This is a genomic window from Kiloniella sp. (assembly GCF_965205715.1).
GTDB lineage: Bacteria > Pseudomonadota > Alphaproteobacteria > Kiloniellales > Kiloniellaceae > Kiloniella.
Genome location: NZ_CBDBHW010000014.1, coordinates 2,128,462 through 2,147,705, shown reverse-complemented (window position 1 = coordinate 2,147,705; position 19,244 = coordinate 2,128,462). Strand labels below are relative to the sequence as shown.

The 19,244-nt window shown below is 45.2% G+C and carries 20 protein-coding genes; 11 read left to right on the top strand and 9 right to left on the bottom strand.

Annotated features, from left to right (window positions below; translation table 11 throughout):
- Positions 1-10: 10 nt before the first annotated feature.
- From ACOGW3_RS27385 to ovoA, 3 genes are all read right to left on the bottom strand, one after another.
- On the bottom strand, positions 11-469 hold the full coding sequence (locus ACOGW3_RS27385; protein ID WP_419905821.1) for an Lrp/AsnC family transcriptional regulator: 459 nt from the start codon (positions 467-469) through the stop codon (positions 11-13).
- Between the two features lie 198 nt (positions 470-667).
- Positions 668-1,411 carry a putative 4-mercaptohistidine N1-methyltransferase gene (locus ACOGW3_RS27380; protein ID WP_419905820.1) on the bottom strand — a complete coding sequence of 248 codons (744 nt, stop codon included), beginning with the start codon at positions 1,409-1,411 and terminating at the stop codon, positions 668-670.
- Positions 1,412-1,413: 2 nt separating this feature from the next.
- Entirely contained in the window at positions 1,414-2,835 is a 1,422-nt protein-coding gene (ovoA, locus tag ACOGW3_RS27375; protein WP_419905819.1) for a 5-histidylcysteine sulfoxide synthase, read from the bottom strand.
- Positions 2,836-3,142: 307 nt separating this feature from the next.
- Between ovoA and ACOGW3_RS27370 the strand changes: the two genes are divergently transcribed.
- Positions 3,143-4,075: a threonine/serine dehydratase gene (locus tag ACOGW3_RS27370; RefSeq protein WP_419905818.1), complete on the top strand. Its 933-nt coding sequence runs from the start codon at positions 3,143-3,145 to the stop codon at positions 4,073-4,075.
- An 80-nt stretch (positions 4,076-4,155) separates the two neighbouring features.
- Here ACOGW3_RS27370 and ACOGW3_RS27365 read toward each other — a convergent pair whose 3' ends face one another.
- Entirely contained in the window at positions 4,156-4,548 is a 393-nt protein-coding gene (locus ACOGW3_RS27365) for a DM13 domain-containing protein (RefSeq protein ID WP_419905817.1), read from the bottom strand.
- A 198-nt stretch (positions 4,549-4,746) separates the two neighbouring features.
- Here ACOGW3_RS27365 and ACOGW3_RS27360 point away from each other — a divergent pair, with 198 nt between their 5' ends.
- The 5 genes from ACOGW3_RS27360 to ACOGW3_RS27340 all read left to right on the top strand — a co-directional run bounded on the left by ACOGW3_RS27360 (position 4,747) and on the right by ACOGW3_RS27340 (position 10,828).
- Positions 4,747-5,337, top strand: a complete 591-nt coding sequence (locus ACOGW3_RS27360; RefSeq protein ID WP_419905816.1) for a TetR/AcrR family transcriptional regulator — start codon at positions 4,747-4,749, stop codon at positions 5,335-5,337.
- A gap of 215 nt (positions 5,338-5,552) precedes the next feature.
- Positions 5,553-7,331: a sensor histidine kinase gene (locus tag ACOGW3_RS27355; protein WP_419905815.1), complete on the top strand. Its 1,779-nt coding sequence runs from the start codon at positions 5,553-5,555 to the stop codon at positions 7,329-7,331.
- A 227-nt stretch (positions 7,332-7,558) separates the two neighbouring features.
- The gene (locus tag ACOGW3_RS27350; protein WP_419905814.1) at positions 7,559-8,470 is read left to right on the top strand and encodes a DMT family transporter; all 912 of its coding nucleotides are present in this window, start codon (positions 7,559-7,561) and stop codon (positions 8,468-8,470) included.
- A gap of 12 nt (positions 8,471-8,482) precedes the next feature.
- A complete protein-coding gene (locus ACOGW3_RS27345; RefSeq protein ID WP_419905813.1) occupies positions 8,483-9,517 on the top strand; it encodes a hypothetical protein in 1,035 nt (344 codons plus the stop codon).
- A gap of 165 nt (positions 9,518-9,682) precedes the next feature.
- The gene (locus ACOGW3_RS27340) at positions 9,683-10,828 is read left to right on the top strand and encodes a PA0069 family radical SAM protein (protein ID WP_419905812.1); all 1,146 of its coding nucleotides are present in this window, start codon (positions 9,683-9,685) and stop codon (positions 10,826-10,828) included.
- 14 nt (positions 10,829-10,842) lie between these two features.
- On the opposite strand, the gene ACOGW3_RS27335 is transcribed toward ACOGW3_RS27340, so the two are convergent.
- Both ACOGW3_RS27335 and ACOGW3_RS27330 read right to left on the bottom strand, forming a co-directional pair.
- Positions 10,843-10,974, bottom strand: coding sequence for a DinB family protein (locus ACOGW3_RS27335; protein ID WP_419905811.1), 132 nt, complete (start codon positions 10,972-10,974; stop codon positions 10,843-10,845).
- Between the two features lie 39 nt (positions 10,975-11,013).
- Positions 11,014-12,246 carry an ISL3 family transposase gene (locus ACOGW3_RS27330; RefSeq protein WP_419901077.1) on the bottom strand — a complete coding sequence of 411 codons (1,233 nt, stop codon included), beginning with the start codon at positions 12,244-12,246 and terminating at the stop codon, positions 11,014-11,016.
- Between ACOGW3_RS27330 and ACOGW3_RS27325 the strand changes: the two genes are divergently transcribed.
- Complete coding sequence (locus tag ACOGW3_RS27325; RefSeq protein ID WP_419904612.1) at positions 12,233-12,376, top strand: hypothetical protein; 144 nt, start codon at positions 12,233-12,235, stop codon at positions 12,374-12,376. The genes ACOGW3_RS27330 and ACOGW3_RS27325 overlap by 14 nt on opposite strands.
- Here ACOGW3_RS27325 and ACOGW3_RS27320 read toward each other — a convergent pair.
- Positions 12,317-13,564 carry an ISL3 family transposase gene (locus ACOGW3_RS27320; protein ID WP_419902967.1) on the bottom strand — a complete coding sequence of 416 codons (1,248 nt, stop codon included), beginning with the start codon at positions 13,562-13,564 and terminating at the stop codon, positions 12,317-12,319. The genes ACOGW3_RS27325 and ACOGW3_RS27320 overlap by 60 nt on opposite strands.
- A gap of 70 nt (positions 13,565-13,634) precedes the next feature.
- On the bottom strand, positions 13,635-14,018 hold the full coding sequence (locus tag ACOGW3_RS27315; protein ID WP_419906006.1) for a DinB family protein: 384 nt from the start codon (positions 14,016-14,018) through the stop codon (positions 13,635-13,637).
- Positions 14,019-14,130: 112 nt separating this feature from the next.
- Here ACOGW3_RS27315 and ACOGW3_RS27310 point away from each other — a divergent pair, with 112 nt between their 5' ends.
- Together ACOGW3_RS27310 and ACOGW3_RS27305 are read left to right on the top strand one after the other, a co-directional pair.
- Positions 14,131-14,991 (top strand): GNAT family N-acetyltransferase, encoded by an 861-nt coding sequence (locus ACOGW3_RS27310; RefSeq protein WP_419905810.1) that lies wholly within the window; start codon positions 14,131-14,133, stop codon positions 14,989-14,991.
- A 145-nt stretch (positions 14,992-15,136) separates the two neighbouring features.
- Complete coding sequence (locus ACOGW3_RS27305; protein ID WP_419905809.1) at positions 15,137-15,529, top strand: DUF983 domain-containing protein; 393 nt, start codon at positions 15,137-15,139, stop codon at positions 15,527-15,529.
- Positions 15,530-15,534: 5 nt separating this feature from the next.
- Here the strand turns inward: ACOGW3_RS27305 and ACOGW3_RS27300 are convergent, their stop codons facing one another.
- Complete coding sequence (locus ACOGW3_RS27300; RefSeq protein WP_419905808.1) at positions 15,535-15,966, bottom strand: Lrp/AsnC family transcriptional regulator; 432 nt, start codon at positions 15,964-15,966, stop codon at positions 15,535-15,537.
- Between the two features lie 171 nt (positions 15,967-16,137).
- On the opposite strand from ACOGW3_RS27300, the gene ACOGW3_RS27295 reads away from it, so the two are divergent.
- Both ACOGW3_RS27295 and ACOGW3_RS27290 read left to right on the top strand, forming a co-directional pair.
- Complete coding sequence (locus ACOGW3_RS27295; protein ID WP_419905807.1) at positions 16,138-16,467, top strand: phosphotransferase; 330 nt, start codon at positions 16,138-16,140, stop codon at positions 16,465-16,467.
- Positions 16,425-19,172 (top strand): aminotransferase class III-fold pyridoxal phosphate-dependent enzyme, encoded by a 2,748-nt coding sequence (locus ACOGW3_RS27290; protein WP_419906005.1) that lies wholly within the window; start codon positions 16,425-16,427, stop codon positions 19,170-19,172. Before ACOGW3_RS27295 ends, ACOGW3_RS27290 begins: the two co-directional genes overlap by 43 nt.
- The last annotated feature ends 72 nt before the right edge of the window (positions 19,173-19,244 follow it).

Below are 19,244 nucleotides of genomic sequence, written 5' to 3'. Positions count from 1 at the left end.
ATGTAAAAGATTACACTGGCAGTATTATGGGCAGTATTGTTGTTTCTTTTTCGCTCTCTAAGACAACGATGGTTTCTGTATGGGCCACACCTGGTTGCCGTTTCAGCTGTTGTTTCAAAAACTGTTGCAAGCCTTGCGTATTGGCGACACGAACTTTTGCTAGGTAGTTGTGTTGGCCTGTCACGTGATGAAGCTCTTGAACTTCAGGTAGTTGTTTGATGGCCTCAACAAAGTTGTCTTCATCTGTTCCTTGGTGCAGGTCGATGAAGAGAAAGGCGAGTAATTCCATCCCAAGAGTTTTTGGATTGAGAACCGCCCTGTTGTCTTGGATGGTTCCGTTGCTCTGCAACTTTCGCACCCGGTCATTGACCGCCGATACACTCAAGCCAGTTTGGTCGGCGAGAGTTGCCATGGAGGTTCTGTTGTCGCTTTGGAGTTGAGCGAGAATTTTCCGGTCTGTGCTGTCCATGTCAGGAATATATGTGGTGAAATGGGGTTGAGTCAAGAAATAAATGTGAAATAATTGAATTATTCATGCATTATTTCGGATTGCATGGTAATTTTCCGTCCATTATCCTGAAAATACTTCGGTACGCCGGATTTCATAGCGAAAAGCCCCGGATGTGGGGCCAGGGCTTTGTTTTGATCGAATCTTTGAGAAATGTGGTTAACTTTTTTTCTTCCAGATCGAAAGTTCAGCGAGGGTGTGTTGGTGTTTGCGCCGGGTTTCTCGAATAACAAAAGGAACATCGGTCGGCTGACCCACAAGTTCGAATTCTGGCGCCAAAGCATCGCGAAGGCCATCAAGCGTGGTGTAATTTTCCCCGGTGTTGGCTTTAAAGCCCCCCAGCCAATTTTCTCGTTGGGTGAATTCTTCCAACCAGGTGTAGGGCGAGGTCAAAACAAGGTGCCCACCCGCGCGGATACGATGTTTGATGGAAGAAATGAAACTCTGTGGATCGTAAAGACGGTCGATGAGATTACCGGCAAAGACCAAGTCGTAATCTGTATATTTTGCATCCAGATTACAGGCGTCCCCTTGCACGAAATTCACTCTATTTTTGATCGCATTATAGCCATCAAAATCCTCGAGATTGATCTCCTTGTAGCTGACAAGGTCACCTTCGTCCTGGAGCGTGTAACGTTGTGTGCCTTTTTGTTGTAGAGTTGAGGGCGCTTGTATTAAGCGAGCGGAAAAGTCGATTGCGTCGACATGATCATAAACTTTGGCGAGCTCAAAAGAGGCCCGACCTGTCGCACAGCCGAGATCCAGGGCTCTGTTGGTCGCTCCTTCTTGTGCGTGATCTAGACAGATATTTGCACAGGCCACCGGAAAATTTGGAACCCCAAAGTACTGGTCGCCATAATGAAATTCGATGTATTGGGCGACAATGTCGTCTGTTTCGTACATATTTACCTCGGTCGTGGGGAGTTCCGTAGCTTCAACATAGCGCAGACCTGAGTATTGGAAAAATGACGGCGAAAGGCGTAGCGTGAATCTTTAAGGGCATAGTTCCCTGTGGAGATCCAGCAACCGCCTTTAAAGATGTTGTGTTTACCATCAAACGTCGGGGTTGAGAAATCGTCATAGATAGGATGAACCGAAAAACCTTCGAAGCCGTCGATGGCGGTTTCTGTCCATTGCCAAACATTGCCAATGATATCAAAGAACCCTTCCGCAAATTCGTGACGGTTAATCGGACAGGATGACATTTCATGCTCGAGGTTGATGTTCCCTGGTGCGTGGTCCCAAGTGGGTTGATCCGTTGGCTCTAACTCGCGAAGTTTATACCACTCAGCTTCGGTTGGAAGTCTTATCGTTTTACCGGTTTTTTCTGACTTCCAATTACAAAATGCTTTTGCCTCAAGGTAATTGATATCCACCGGCCAGTCCCAAGGCATGGGGATGATTTCAAGCATGGTTCGGTAATTGTATTCACCATTCTCTTTTACCCAATAGATCGGGGTTTGGGCCTCTTTGTATTGTACCCACTTCCACCCTTCACTGGACCAATATTTTTCTCGCCCATAGCCGTTGTCTTGGACAAAGCCTAGATATTCTTCATTGGATACGAGGTATTTACTGGCCTTAAAGGTCTCAACGGTTGTGGGGAAAGTTCCGTACTCATTATCCCAGCCAAAGTGCTGGTTATCGTGTCCTTTCCCAAGCGTCAGTTTTCCACCGTTTACAGGTAGTAATTGGTTCGTGGGTGCAGACGAAGACTCTTTGCAAATTTTACTCCAAATTCGGTGGGGCTTTAGCAACTTAATTGGTAGTTCCCTAATGAGAACTGCTGTTGTCTCGAGATGGATACGTTCGTGCTCGATGCCCATCATGATTATCCAAAGAGGATCATCCTGATTAATGGGAACAGAAAGATCACAAGTGCGAATGAAGTGATCGACCACCACGCGCGTTTTGTCGCGATATGCCTTCACTGTCGCAGGGGTAGGCCAGTTGTAACTGTTTTCGTTCAAATCATCCCAAGACATTTCATCAACACCGATCGCAAGAGTTGATTCGAGTGTTTCATCGAGACGCTTATCGATTAATTTTGCAACATTAAGTTTATTGATAAAAAAGACTGCTGTGTGGCCGTAGTAGAATATCAAGGGATGCCGTAAAGGGTTCGCCCGGGCATAAAAGGCGTCGTCACTATTGAGGCATTCAAAAATAGTTTCATAGAGCGAAAAGGTTTTGTGAAAATAATCGAGGATCTCTTGCCGTTTTTCTTCTGGGCTTCCTCGATTGAGATGAATTGTACGCGTACTAAGGAGGTTGCTGTCAGATAAAGTTATACTTTTATCATTGCGAAGATCTGCTTCTGGCGACATTTGTCGGGTTCCCTGTTATAAGCTTTCTTTTGTGAACAAAACGAGTACAGCTTAGTAATATGGGAGTGGGTTCTGAGATTTCAGTATGTCTGACGAAAGCGTGATGAAAAGTAAGGTTTTAATGGCTTGGGCGGAATTTCGTTGTAAATATCTTATGTAAATTAGTATGTTAACTTTACTTTGTTTGTTCTTTTTCTCTTATTCTGCACGACTGTACTTCTCTTACCTTTCGGCGGGGATAGTCCTTTTAATGCAAGAAACACTTCCTACATGTGCTTGTACTAACAACTGAATAAAGGTGTATTCTGTGGCAGAGGTCATTTCTCAATCCTCCATACTCACTTCTTATGAGCTCATTCGAGAGCACATAAGGCGGACACCAATTTTACGTGTACCAGCAGGTGAGCTGATTGAGGATGTTCCCATTGCTCTGAAGTTTGAGCAAATTCAGCACGCTGGGTCTTTTAAAACGAGAGGAGCCTTTAATGCCCTTCTTTCGGGTGAGCTTCCTGATACGGGGGTGATTGCGGCTTCTGGTGGCAACCATGGCGCTGCGGTTGCTTACGCAGCAAACAAATTAGGTGTGCGAGCAGAGATCTTTGTTCCTGAAATTATATCGCCAGCAAAACTTGCGAAGCTTGAAGAGTACAAAGCCAAGATAAATATTGTCGGCCGCAATTTTTCCGAGGCGCTGGAAGCTTGCCTGATCAGACAAGAAACAACGGGTGCAAAGTTACTCCATGCCTATGATCAGGCCGTAATCGTGACTGGGCAGGGTACTGTCGGACTTGAATTTGAAGAACAAGTACCAGAATTGGATAGTCTTCTTGTGGCTGTCGGTGGCGGCGGTTTAATTGGCGGCATTTCTTCTTGGTATCGCGGCAGAGTTAAAATTATTGCGGTGGAGACAGAAGGGACCTCGACCTTGCATTCAGCCAGAGAAGCAGGTCAGCCTGTTGGGGTGACTGTTTCTGGGCTTGCAGCGGATGCACTTGGCGCGAGTACAATTGGCACTCTTGGATTTAACGCGGCAGACAAATTCGTTAGTAATTCAATACTCGTATCAGATCAGGACGTTCGCAATGCGCAGCGTTTGCTGTGGGAGAGTTTTCGGCAAATTGCAGAGCCGGGTGGGGCAACTGCTTTGGCGGCTATTTTATCGGGTCGATATACCCCTGAGCCTAATGAAAAAGTTGGGGTTTTGGTCTGTGGAGGAAATATGGATCTCTCGAAGTTCTGAAATTCTTTAACTAAATCTTTGAAACAAAAACGGCCGATCAAAGGGGGAGGATCGGCCGTTTCTTTTCTGAGTACTGCTAATTATTTCAAACTAGCAACGCCCAGGGGAACACTGAATTTTTCACACCAAACATAAATTTCATTAAATTTGCTTGGATCGATTGAGGCAGGAAGTTTGTATTCCTGGTGACCGGTTTTACTTTTTAAGGGAGCAAAAATGGTGCTTTTGTCTACGCCGTTGTGGCCAAAAGCCAGTTTTGGATCTGGAGCGCCATCAAGGGAAAAGTCACTTGCAAGGATCACTTTATAGCCACCGTGACCATCCTTAACGATTTCTACGCCACCTGTCGTAATGTGGTCACTGCGTCCAGAAAAAGTACCATGAGATACGCTCTCGCCAGCCTGGGCAGGGGTGATTGCAATTGCAGATACTGCAACAACTACTGCAGCAATGACTTTAAAAAACTTTAGCATTTGTGTCTCTCCATTAAATAGGTGGCCGTTTGGTTCCTAATTGACCGCACTCTTGATTGTTGCGGCGTCTCGAGTAATATAGGGTTAGGAACCATTTGGTCAAAAACACAAAATCGTGAGCTTATTTTTTTGTCATAAATCAAATGAGTGAATTTTAACGGGCATGACTTCTAACCTATTGAATGTAAGGATTTAAACGTGGCAAGGCCTCGCGAATTTGATTTGGATTTTGCCCTGGAACAGGCAATGAATGTCTTCTGGGAGAAGGGATATGAAGGGGCTGGGCTTAATGAATTACTTTCCGCTATGCATATTGCCCGCGGGTCTCTTTACAAAGCATTTGGCGATAAAAGAGCTCTTTTCCTTGCAACACTGGCACACTACGACAAGACCTGTATCGGGGAATCCCTTGATCTCTTGAGTAATAAATCGGTTGCTGATGGCGCAGAACGTATCGTCAAGCTTATGGAGAATATTGCTCTTGCAGTCGAAGTCCATGGGGATCGACGAGGCTGTTTTCTTTGCAATTCTGTCGTTGATCAAGCCCCTCATGACAAGGAAATAGAATCTCTATGTCAACGTATGATGGGACGGATGGAAAGGGGTTTCGTGATTGCTTTGAAGGCATCTAAAAAAGCTGAAACGGTAACTCAAGAAAGATTAATCGAGAATGCGCGAAATTTGAATGTGACTTACAATGGACTTCGGGTCATGGCAAAAGCTGGGTATAGCGCGGATGATATTCGTCGGGCTATCGATACGGCATTACAAGAGATCGGTATCGGCTAATCCTGACCAGAGTTTATCTTTTTTTCAATAAAACACTGAAATCGGCACCCATAGGATGTATCTTAACGGGTTTTCCATCTTAGGGGGGTAAGGTTGGGGTGTGATAAGCATTTATTGTGATGATTTTGCTAGTTTTACGGCCGATGAACTAGAAAAGGTATATAGTATTTTTATGTTTTGGATGAAGTGTTTGCCGACATGTTTGGGTGTGGAACATGACTGTTTCTAACAATAAGCCCGTTCAGAAGTTCAGTGGTGAATCTCCCCTGCCTAACGAGGAAGATCCCGGCCCTGTATATAAAGGCTTAAGCAGACTTCATCTTCGTTGGCGTATTTATCTAGTTGTTCTTTTTTCTATCGCGCTCTTTATTTTTGGCGGAGCGTTAGCCGTTTACATTCTCGAAGATGAACGATCTATCTTAGAGGAGACGCAAAGCAATCAGGCGCGTCGACTTTCCGATCTGACTGTTCTCTTTCGTCGGTTAACGGATACCAATAGCAATCTTGCAGTATTGCTTTCGCGTACAAGTGAAGATTTTCTTGATGATCAATTTTCACGGGCATCACGACCCTATATCGAAGAGTTAAGCAGTATTCAGAAATTGCTCGAAGAGATCAGACAAGATTCCACGTTGGAAGATCAGGAACAACGTCATCTAAATAACGTTATAGATCGCTTAGATCGTTATCAGCAGGTCATTTTATCCGCGACAGAATTTACTGATAGGGGTCACAATCTCAGGCTTACACAGATGCGCCATGCCAGTGATTGGTTCCTCCGGATATCGGAAGCTTTTGGTGGCTATGTTGATTATTATAGTGAACGAACAGAAGGGGATATGGGAGCCCTATTGCAAAGGTACTCTTTTTACATCCCGTTATTTGTATCTTGTATGGCATTGGGATTGTTTGTCTTAGGTGGTTTGGCCTGGGGGGTGACATCATCCATTGTGGTGGATTTGTCGAGAGTGACTAAAGCTCTTGGGCTACTTGCTGAAGGCCATAATGTTGGCCAACTGGAAGGGATGGAACGCCAAGATGAATATGGTGATATTGCAAGGGCTGCAGATCTTTTTCGTCATAATTTGAAAAGGTTGGATGATTTACGCCACCTGCAACACAACGAATCTATTCTCAAATTAAGAATTGAGGAACTTAGCGAAGCAGAAAATCGACTTGAGAGCCAAGTCGATTTCCTTCGTACATTTGCACAGGATCTTGATGATGCCAGACAAAAAGCTGAAACAGCTGTGCGTTCAAAAAATCAATTCCTTGCAAATATGAGTTATGAGTTGCGCTCACCGTTAAACACAGTAATTGGCTTCTCACAGATTATGTCCCAAGAAATGTTCGGACCGATCGAAAATGCGCGTTACAAAGAGTATGCAGGGCAGATAGAAGAAAGTGGATCGCAGCTTCTGCAATTGGTTGATGATATTTTAGATCTTGCAGAACTCGAGGCGGGTAAAATCCAGTTGAATGAAGCAAATCATAACATTAAAGATCTTTTCGAAACCTGCGAGAGGGTGGTCAGCAGCCGGGCGAGAGAGGCTGGGGTAACATTGTCTTCTGAAGTCGTGCCCGAAAACCTTGGTTTGACTTGTGATATGAGGGTGATACAGCAAGCTTTGTTGAACCTCTTGTCGAATGCCTTAAAGTATACCAAGTCGGGGGGCGAAGTCGTTCTGTGGGGCGGGTTAAATAATGTGGGGAATGTGTGCTTATCTGTTCGTGATACGGGACAGGGTATGGATCTATCAGTCGTTGAGCGGGCTTTGAATTCATATTCTCAAGGAGACGCACCAGTGATGCGTGGAAAAAGAGGTATCGGTCTTGGTCTACCGCTTACAGCAAGCTTTATAGAACTGCATGACGGTCGACTTAATATTGACAGTGAAGTTGGAAAAGGAACTCAGATTACCTGTGTTTTCCCTGCTGAGCGGACCGTATTGCCAGTGGATCCTGGATATGATTTGGCTGAGGCCACGATATAAGAGCTCGCCATGAGATTGTGATATGAAATTATGTTGTGAGCCCGGGCATGAGAGCTCAATCGTTTAATCACATTCCAAATTTTTAGTTCTTCAAAGAGATATATTTTAAAATAATATACGACGGTAATTTTCCTTCCTTGCTGCCTAAAAGGCTTTGACGTAGCTTCAATGCATCTGAACTGACGAACGATTTTCCAGGTCAGATCTTTTTGTAAATTGAGGTTGGTATGTCTTCTTCACGATGGGCTTTTGTGTTTTTAATTTCAGCGCAATTATTATGGGCTGGGAATTTTATCGTCGGGCGCGCAATTTCTACTGAAATTGACCCGTTAACGTTATCTTATTGGCGTTGGACGATCGCATTAATTTGTCTCCTTCCTTTTACGGTACCTACGCTGATTAAAGACTGGCCACTCTATCGTCCGGTTATGGGGAAGATGATTGTCCTCGGTGTGTTGAGTGTTGCCTGTTTTAACACCCTTTTATATTTTGGTTTGCAAACGACACCAGCAACCAACGCAGCGCTTTTTAACTCGATGATTCCAGTTATCATTATTGGTCTGTCATTTGTGATATTTCGTGAACGAATTAGGCCTCTGCAAATACTTGGCATCACCATTTCGTTTTGTGGAGTTGTTGCCCTTCTTGTGCGTGGGGATCTCCAGAATTTAGCTGGATTAACGCTTAATCGTGGTGACTTTTTTGTTCTGGGCGCTGTGCTTAGTTGGTCTTTATATTCAGCCTTGTTACGGTGGAAGCCAGTAGGCGTTTCTCCATTTTCGTTCATTTTGCTCAATGTACTTATTGGTGAGGTCGTTCTGATGTTTCTGTATGTGCCGGGCTGGATTGATGCCGCACCGTTAGAGTTTAACCGCAACAATTTACTCGCCGTCTTCTATGCAGGTGTCCCGGTTTCAATTCTTGCCTTTCTTTGTTGGAATGAAGGTGTGAAACAAGTCGGCGCAAGCCTTGCTGGCCAATTCATACATCTGCTCCCGATATTTGCAGCAATACTCGCCATTATTTTGCTAGGTGAACAGCCTGAATACTACCATGGTGCAGGTGCATTTTTGATCGGGTTTGGGGTTTGGTTATCTGTACGTAAAAGTCGCCGGGCTAAAACCGTCGAACCTATTTAGACAAGATGCTAATTGTGGGGGCATGCACTAACACAAGGGTTTAATAGAGAAGGCAGCAAGTCATTGATTATCACGGTGCTTTCAAAAATAGGAAGTCGAGCATCAGTGGTGCTGGCCGTTAGCCTGCCGATTGGAGTGTTGTTACCTGAAGTAATTAGCCAGAGCCTATTACCCTATCTCCCCCATATAATTGTGGGATTGCTTACTGTTGCGATGATCAGGGTCGATCTGGGTAGGGTCTTGTCCCACCTTAGCAAACCTATTCTTTTGTGCGCTTCTCTTATACTTCTAATGATTATCATACCTATAGGAGTGAATTGGCTGTCGGGGGTTCTGGGGCTTTCTTCAGCTTTGCATATGGCCTTGATTTTTATGGTCTGTGCCCCACCCTTGGGATCCGCGCCTAATTTAGCTTATCTACTAAAGTTGGATGCGGAATTTGTTTTTAACATTACGATAGCTGGCACTTTAATCTTGCCCTTGATTGCCCCGATTATGGTCGCTGTAACCCTCGGGGATAATATGGGGTTTGACAGCTGGGCATTGTTCTCTCGTTTGTCCTTTACGGTTGGGGCGTCAGTTTTCCTTGCATTTATAATCCGAAAGGTTGTCGGTCGGGGTTGGATCAAAACCAACGGGGCGAGCCTTGATGGGGTAAGTACTCTTATCATGGTGTTGTTTGTAGTTGCCGCTATGGGTGGCGTAAATCGTATTTTATATGCTGACCCGATGCAGGTTTTGTCTTTGTTGGGGATCGTATTTTTTGCAAATTTTGGTGCGCAGGCCTTGTTTTCTTTTCTCGGCATGGGGATGGAGAAAATTAACTCTGGGGTGACACGTCAACAATCTTTGTCATTTGGTATGGTTGCTGGAAACAGAAACCTTGGTCTATTTGCCGCTGCAATTCCCATTGCTAACCTAGAGCAAATTCTTCCCTTTCTTGCCCTATATCAGGTACCGATTTATCTCACGCCGATGATTGGGGGGCTGTTTTATCGCTATTTTCTTAAACAACCACCTGAAGATACACCCAAAATAGTCAGTTAAGCATACGCTATAAGAATGTAATTGTCTGGAAGGCTATTTGGAGTCCTTACCAACAGGGCTATTTTGTCATCATTAAGTGTTAGGTTAAGTTTCTGAATATAAGAGAAAATTTATTTTTAATAATAAATTTGTTCCCTGTTTGTTCTGATGGCGTTAAGCTACGGTATGACAAATCAGACAATGACTGAAGATCAGAATAATAGTTTTGATATTACCGATGACTTACACCCGAAAACAATCCGTGGGCGTGGGGCGGTTACCAACAGGGTTGGGCGGTTTGAGCGGTCAGAGCGCCTTCGTGTCGATGATGGATGGGGGAGTTTGGATGATGCAGAGAAATCCAGAACTGAAATCATTTCTGATCCGAGCCGCTCAGTAATTTCAAAAAATTCCTCACCAGATATTCCATTCGATCTGTCTTTTAACCCCTATAAGGGGTGCGAACACGGTTGTATTTACTGCTTTGCCCGGCCGTCCCATGCTTATCTCGGATTGTCGCCGGGTATTGATTTTGAAAGACTTATTTATGTTAAGGATGATGCTGCAAGCCTTTTAGAGCAAGAGTTGTCGAAGAAGTCCTATAACTGCAAGGTTATCGCTTTTGGTGCCAATACGGATCCCTACCAGCCTATCGAGCGCGAGCAAAAAATTACCCGTCAGGCCTTGGAAGTCTGTGAGGCATTTAACCAGCCCGTTGGTATAATCACCAAGGGATACCTGGTTATGCGTGATGCAGATATCCTGGAGCGGATGGCGCGGAAAAACCTTGTTTCTGTGGCGGTGTCCGTGACCACTCTTGATCGAAAACTTGCGCGAACAATGGAGCCCCGGGCTTCCACGCCAATGCGACGTCTAGATGCGATAAGAGAGTTGACGCAACGAGGTGTACCGGTCTCTGTGCTGATGGCACCGATAATACCGGCTTTAAATGATCATGAAATTGAACGTGTACTCGGGTTATCGGCACGTGCTGGTGCTGTTAGCTGTAGTTACGTGTTATTACGGTTGCCTGGGGAAATCCGTGATCTTTGGATGGAATGGTTACGTATGCATTATCCTGATCGGGCTAGCCGCGTAATGAATACTTTACAGTCAATGCGAGGCGGCAAGGATTACGATGCCCGGTGGGGGAAACGGATGCGAGGAGAGGGAGTATTCGCCAAGTTAATCGCTGATCGTGTTAATCTATCCCGACAAAGATACGGTCTTAATCGAAGATCGCTGAGGCAACTCGACACTGAGATTTTTAGTGTACCGAATCAGTTTCGCGATACAAAAAAGTCATCACGGCAAATGGACCTTTTCTCATGAAGCAGTACGGAGGGTTAGTCATTTTCCCGCACAAAATAGAGTATATCGAGAGAAGGAGGGGCAATTTCTGTTTGGCTTAATAAGCTGTGGACCTGCCCTCTATGATGGGTTTGGTGGTTAAAAATATGACGGATTATAATGTTCATAGGATCGTCATGGGCACTTCTCCGCTTTGTTGAGTAGATTTAGGATTTCAAATAGAGCATAGATTGATTATCTGGAATGGATGATTGTCTAATTTTGAGTTTGAAGTATTCGGTATCCTTGATGCCTCTGGCTCGCTTACGGATCATTCCTATACTGACATTACCAGCCTCTATCCTGGCGCTTGTGAGCTTGTGTTTGGCGTAGTTGCAGATGCCCACACAATGTTTCCGTAGGGATTTCGCGAACTTTTTTAGATAGAGCATCTGTGACTGATCTGCTATCAGGCACCAACGTTCCAGTTGCTCCGCCATCGCCTCAAATGAAGCGGCACTCCACAGCAGCTGAAGCTGTTCTTTCAAGACGTAAAGTGCATTCAGGTTGCTATTGCTCTCCAGCAACCTTTGCAGCTTGTCACTTTGTTTTTCACTCAACTTATCCGCATTTTTGAGCAACAGATAATGTGTCCCTTTCATCAACTCTTTACCACTTGGATCGGCCTTTCTGAACTCAAGTCGACGCTGATTATGGATAGCTTTGCTGTAGTTTTTCATGACGTGGAAACGGTCAAATACTATGTCGGCCAACGGCAAGGACTCTCTGACAGCCTTTTGGTAGGCAGGCCCCATATCCATCGCTACGGCCTTTATTTTGCAGGCTGTATCTGGTTGCAGTTGTTTCAAAAACCTTGAAAAAACCTCGGCAGTTCGGCCTGCTTCAACCCAGATCAGATGACCGCCAACCATATCGTAGACCACCGTCATGTAGTCATGACCTTTCGCCCGGGCAACTTCATCTACACCAATATATTCCAAGCCAGTTAGCTCTGCAGGATCAAGCGTAGGGAGAGTTTCAATAAGGTATGCCCTGTCGATATTCTTGACCGTTTCCCATCGTATATCCAAATGTCTGGAAACCGCTTGAATAGACATATGCCGACATAATCCACTGATCAGTCGGCAAAATCGGTGAGTGAAACGGCACCCTTTATCAACAAAATCACACCCCTCAATGCGGCGTTCGCCCTTGTTAATATAAACCTGCGCCAGCTCAATCTCGACCACACAAGGATACCCAAAAAGGGGGATGTCGTTTACTTGTCGGCGGACATGCTGGTTGATGCTTCCCTTCTGGCCTGTAGCAGGGTCTATAGCCCTCCTACGCGCGTCTCGGCTGCAGTGAATGACAATCTTAACACCGCCGTCATCCAGTTTAATTTCATTTACACGTTGCCCTTTGAGGCCTAAAATATGCTGCGAGATGTTGATTGTCATATACCTGCTCTATGTAAAGTTATCAGAAACCATACATATCAACAGGTTACTTGGCGGTCGGCATCTTTTTCTACTCAACAAAGCGGAGAAGAGCCAAATAGAGCATAGATTGATTATCTGGAATGGATGATTGTCTAATTTTGAGTTTGAAGTATTCGGTATCCTTGATGCCTCTGGCTCGCTTACGGATCATTCCTATACTGACATTACCAGCCTCTATCCTGGCGCTTGTGAGCTTGTGTTTGGCGTAGTTGCAGATGCCCACACAATGTTTCCGTAGGGATTTCGCGAACTTTTTTAGATAGAGCATCTGTGACTGATCTGCTATCAGGCACCAACGTTCCAGTTGCTCCGCCATCGCCTCAAATGAAGCGGCACTCCACAGCAGCTGAAGCTGTTCTTTCAAGACGTAAAGTGCATTCAGGTTGCTATTGCTCTCCAGCAACCTTTGCAGCTTGTCACTTTGTTTTTCACTCAACTTATCCGCATTTTTGAGCAACAGATAATGTGTCCCTTTCATCAACTCTTTACCACTTGGATCGGCCTTTCTGAACTCAAGTCGACGCTGATTATGGATAGCTTTGCTGTAGTTTTTCATGACGTGGAAACGGTCAAATACTATGTCGGCCAACGGCAAGGACTCTCTGACAGCCTTTTGGTAGGCAGGCCCCATATCCATCGCTACGGCCTTTATTTTGCAGGCTGTATCTGGTTGCAGTTGTTTCAAAAACCTTGAAAAAACCTCGGCAGTTCGGCCTGCTTCAACCCAGATCAGATGACCGCCAACCATATCGTAGACCACCGTCATGTAGTCATGACCTTTCGCCCGGGCAACTTCATCTACACCAATATATTCCAAGCCAGTTAGCTCTGCAGGATCAAGCGTAGGGAGAGTTTCAATAAGGTATGCCCTGTCGATATTCTTGACCGTTTCCCATCGTATATCCAAATGTCTGGAAACCGCTTGAATAGACATATGCCGACATAATCCACTGATCAGTCGGCAAAATCGGTGAGTGAAACGGCACCCTTTATCAACAAAATCACACCCCTCAATGCGGCGTTCGCCCTTGTTAATATAAACCTGCGCCAGCTCAATCTCGACCACACAAGGATACCCAAAAAGGGGGATGTCGTTTACTTGTCGGCGGACATGCTGGTTGATGCTTCCCTTCTGGCCTGTAGCAGGGTCTATAGCCCTCCTACGCGCGTCTCGGCTGCAGTGAATGACAATCTTAACACCGCCGTCATCCAGTTTAATTTCATTTACACGTTGCCCTTTGAGGCCTAAAATATGCTGCGAGATGTTGATTGTCATATACCTGCTCTATGTAAAGTTATCAGAAACCATACATATCAACAGGTTACTTGGCGGTCGGCATCTTTTTCTACTCAACAAAGCGGAGAAGAGCCTCGTCATGAAAGTTACCAGCGATATTCTGGTAAGAGAGTTCACCATCCAGTCTGTCTTGAGTAATGTTCTTTGCAAAAGAGATGATCCGCTGGTCTTCAATTTCGCGGGCTGATCTTAAATTGTTGAAATCTTCGTAAAGGATATCTCCAAGAGCGAGGTTTTCAGGAACATCTTCTAGGCGACCAAACCAGATACGATCGCCCACGAGGATATGATTAAGTGTATTGTGGATTGATCCAAAATAACTTTTTCGTTCTAGTTTGTATTCTGTTTCCGAGAGCTCGGAACAGGCAGCATACAGAGTTTTGTTCGCCCAGGCATTGTAATGTGAAAGGTGAATTACTTCATTGGGGGTCATGATCGAATGGGTTCCAATTTTTGACACATTTTTTTGCTACATTTCGCGTGGCTAAAAAGTTAGCGTAGCTCTATCGTACCACCGTAATACACTATTCTAAAAGGTTAATTTCGTGACAGAAGATACATCTAGAGATCATTTTGAAATTCGGTTGGTAGCTGAAGATGAAATCCAGTTCTTGTGTGATCTCGCCGCTGGTGAAGGGTGGAACCCCGGTTTGCGCGACATTCAGTGTTTTTATCAGGCAGATAAGACGGGATTCTTTATCGGTCTTCTTAATGGTGAACCGATTGCTTGTATATCGGCTGTCAAATACGGCATGGAATATGGTTTTGTCGGGTTTTATATCGTGCGGGAACCTTGGCGTGGCAAGGGTTACGGAATCCAAGTTTGGAATCATGCGATGTCGAGCCTCGAAGGGCGTGTAATTGGTCTGGACGGGGTTGTAGATCAGCAAGATAATTATATCAAATCAGGATTTTCGCTCTCTCACAGAAATATTCGTTTTGAGGGAACACCAGAAGCAACTCTTCCGAACCTAAAGGCATTGTTTGATATTCGGACTTTGCCTAAGCAGAAGCTGATTACCTTTGATGAGAAATATTTCTTTGATAATCGCAAAAGCTTTTTAAATGCTTGGCTGGGTGAAGAGGGGCACATTGGATTTGCCTACCTCGACGATGGGGTTGTTAAGGGCTATGGCGTGATCCGTCCCTATGCAGATGGATATAAAACGGGTCCGTTATTTGCCGAAAACCCTGAGGTTGCGAATACAATTTTTCAGGCCTTATGCGCTAAAGTCGATGGCGGAAAAATCATTCTCGATGTACCAGAAGTTAATACAGAAGGCCTTATGCTTGCCGAGCGTTACGGGTTGGTACAAAGCTTTGAAACGGCCCGGATGTATAAAGGTGAAAAGCCTGAGCTTCCTCTGGATAAAATCTATGGCGTTACCTCTTTTGAACTCGGTTAAATTGAATGCTTTGGGCGCTGCGACGTTGTGTAGCGCCCGATAACTCTCGTCTAAAGCGCGAAATCCCACTATCTATTACGCAATACACTCAGTCTCGTTATTCGTTGAATATCTGGAGGCTGATTAAAAAAATGTGGGAATTAACATGCAAAACGAGAACGAAAAGACCTATCCAAAATTGCCTGCAATGAAAACCGGCACACGGGGTAAATGTCCACGATGCGGAGAAGGTAAGATATTCAACGGCTTTTTGACGGTTGCTCCAGGGTGTGAATCCTGCGGGTTAGATTACTCTTTTGCAGACCCAGCCGATGGGCCCGCGTTTTTCATCCAAATGTTGTTTTGCATTCCCGTCGTCATCTTTGTGCTTTGGTTTGAAGTTAAAATCGAACCTCCGCTTTGGGCGCACCTCCTCACAACCGTACCGATGATTTTACTTACCTGCGTCCTGCCGCTAAGGCCGCTTAAGGGCTGGTTGATCGCAAGCCAATTCTTTTTTAAAGCTGAAGAAGGTCGACTGGTAAAAGAGGACGACTAATTACTCTAAGCATCAAGTTCCCGGTTGAGGACCAAAGATGTTTGGAGGTCAGAGACGACAGGATTGAGCGATAATCTGTTCCGTATTTCGTTCAGGGCCTCGGGTGTTTCCGCTTGAACCTCGACCAATAGGTCTGGGTTGCCAGCAAGAGAATAGCACCGGATAACCTCCGGGAAGCTTGAAATTTCATTTATGAGATCGATTGCAGGGGTCTTTTTTAATTTAAGGAATAAAAAGGCTCCAAATCCGCTTGTCGAGGCATTTTTCAATTCAACCCGATAACCGGTTATGATTTCATCGTCTTCCAGTTTTTGCAGACGGTGACGCACGGTTGAGCGGGCCAGGTTGGTCTGAGCCGCTATTCCTTTGATTGTTTCGCGGGCATTTTTGCGCAAAACTTGTAGGATCAGGCGGTCGGTATCATCCAGTTCTCGCATCGGAAAAATCTTAATCTTTATAGGGTGGATATCGAAATTTTTTGTTGGTCGGGAGATTATCAGGCACCTGCCATAAAAACAATCAAAGGCGCATAATGGCGAAAGATACCGCCAAGTAAATTCCCTATACTAAGATCAATTAATCAAAGTATTGGTAGAAGGTATTTTCTAATGTCTGTGAGTGTTCTCCATAAATACGATACGACAGAGGCGGAACTCCTGTTTCAGGAGTTTTATGGACTATCGGGTAAGGCCTCGGTCTTGCCGAGTGAAAGAGATCAAAACTTCCGGATTACTTCCGAAGAAGGTAGAGACTACGTTCTTAAGCTTTATGCACCCGAAACGGATGCCGAATGGCTAGATGCACAGGATAAGCTTTTAGAGCAATTGTCCAAGAGAGATCCAAGTCTTCCTTTGCCAAGAGTATTACCAAACAACAAAGGCTCAATAACGGATAAATTTGCCGATCCCCAGGTGAAACCCGTTTTATTAGGGCTTTAACCTGGTTAGAGGGGGATGTCTGGAGTAAGGCCGCTCAGAAAAAAGAGCTCGATTTTTCTCAAATCGGTCGTTTGATGGGACGAATGGATGTCTCCTTAAAATCCTTCAGCCATAAAGGGGCAAAGCGGACTTTCTTGTGGGACATCGCCCAGGCCTCCGCTCATAGGGCTTTTGTTCCGATGATCGAAGACGAGCATATACAATTCATTGTCATGAACATTCTCGATAAATTCGAGCAGGAAAACGCTAAAGGCCTGAATATACTTCCCGCCCAGGTTATTCATAATGATGCCAATGATTATAATATTTTGGTTGATGGAGCTGGTCACATTAGTGGGTTGATTGATTTTGGAGATTTTATCGAGAGTCATAGAATTTGCGAACTGGCGGTTGCTTGTGCCTATGCGATGCTTGGACAGAGTGATCCCGTGGGGCGCGCTTGTGATGTTGTATCAGGGTATCATGTCGAAAACCCTTTATCGGAAGACGAAATAACCCTTCTTTACGATCTCATTCGTGTTCGTCTAGCTGAATCGATCTGCATGGCAGCACAGCAATATGCCGCAAATCCTGATAATGAGTACCTGCTTATTAGCCAAAAAGATGTTCGAGATCTTCTGCGGCGGATGGAGCAAATCAATCCGAAAGTTGTTCACTATCGTTTCCGTGATGTCTGTGGCCTCGAAGCATGTAAGGGGGCGCGTAAATTGGTGCAGTGGTTATCAGCGAATGCAGATAAAATTGGCCCCATCGTCCAGCACGATCTTTCCCCGGATAATGTCTTAGTGCTTGATCTCTCCCCAATATCGGTAAATGACGAAGGTATACCAAGAAGTGCTGAAGAGGCCACCAACGTTATCTTTAAAATGATGGATGATGCCGGTGCTGCAGTTGGTGTCGGTAGCTATCTCGAAGATCGCGATGTTTATAAAGGTGATTTTTTCAAAACGGTTGACCCTGATGAAAAGCGAACTGTTCATTTGGGGATTGATCTTTTCTTGGCTGCTTATGAGCCTCTTTATGCGCCTTTGGATGGTAAAGTGTGTGTGCACAATGACAACACCCGCGATTATGATTACGGGCCTGTGGTTATTCTGGAACATGAAACCGACGATGGGCAAGTTTTTTACACCAAATATGGCCATTTGAGCCGGACTTCGCTTGAGCTTTGGGAAGACGGTAAGGAATTCAAAAAGGGTGAGATCATTGGTTACCTAGGCCCCTATCCCGAGAATGGAAATTGGGCCCCCCATGTGCATTTCCAACTGCTTCTTGATCTTATGGGCATGGAAAATGATGTCTGTGGCGTTGCTGCTCGGAGTGAAGTCAACGTCTGGTCTTCGGTCTGTCCAAGCCCAAACCTTATTTTGGGTATGAAGACGAAATGCCAGGGGGAAGTTGTTCGAAACTCTAAAAACATCCGTGCCGAAAGGTCCCGTCACCTCAGCCCCAATCTTAGCCTTTCTTATTCTGATCCTTTAAAAGTCGTCAGAGCTGATGCACAGTATCTCTATACGGATAAAGGCGAACGTTATTTGGATATGGTAAATAACGTTTGCCATGTCGGCCACTGCCATCCACGTGTCGTGGCCGCTGCGACCGAACAGATGTCTGTACTCAATACAAATACCCGCTATCTTCATGACAATATCGTAAATTATGCGCGGGAGTTGTTGTCGACTTTTCCAGAGCCACTAGATGTTTGCTTCTTTGTCAATTCAGGCAGTGAGGCAAACGACCTCGCGCTTCGATTGTCCCGGAACTATACCAATAGTAAAGACATGATGATTGTGGACCATGCCTACCACGGTAATCTGACGTCTCTGATCGATCTCAGTCCCTATAAATTCAACCGAAAGGGTGGGAAGGGCTGCCCTGAACATGTGAAGATTTGTCCGATGCCGGACGGCTATCGCGGTCCGATCAAGTGGGATGATCCTGAGTGTGGAAGTAAGTATGCCGATATGGCCATTGAGCAACTGAGAGCTCTCGTAAGTGAAGGCCGAAAGCCTGCAGCCTTTATTGCGGAATCATTGCTTGGTTGCGGAGGGCAAATTGTCCTTCCTGAGGGTTATTTATCCAAAGTTTACGGAGCCGTTCGTGAAGCTGGAGGTCTTTGCATTGCTGATGAGGTGCAAGTCGGGTTTGGTCGCGTCGGAAGTCATATGTGGGGTTTTGAGCTGCAAGAAGTTGTTCCAGACATCGTGACCCTTGGCAAACCTATAGGAAATGGTCATCCCCTGGGGGCAGTGATTACAACACGGGCTGTTGCTGATGCCTTCTTTAACGGGATGGAGTATTTTAATACTTTTGGCGGTAATCCTGTTTCCTGTGCAATCGGCCTGGAAGTCCTTCAGGTGTTGCGTGATGAACGTTTACAAAACAATGCTGCCCGAGTTGGTGAGTACCTGATGAACGGGCTTAAGCAATTGGCAGATCGGCACCCATTGATAGGTGAGGTTCGCGGACGAGGGCTCTTCATTGGGGCCGAACTGGTTCGAGATCATGACACACTAGAACCTGCAACGACTGAAGCCAGTCAGGTGGTTAATTTGATGAAAGACCGTGGCATTTTACTTTCGACAGACGGGCCACTTGATAACGTTGTTAAAATCAAACCGCCAATTTGTTTCTCGATGGAAAATGCTGATGAATTCCTTCGAGAGTTCAGCAGTTGTATGGAGCTTGTTGGGGGAAATTCTTAATTTAAGTTTAGTGTTATAAAGCAAAACGCTGGAGTTCCTTTGGTATAAGGTGCCCCAGCGTTTTATTTGAAT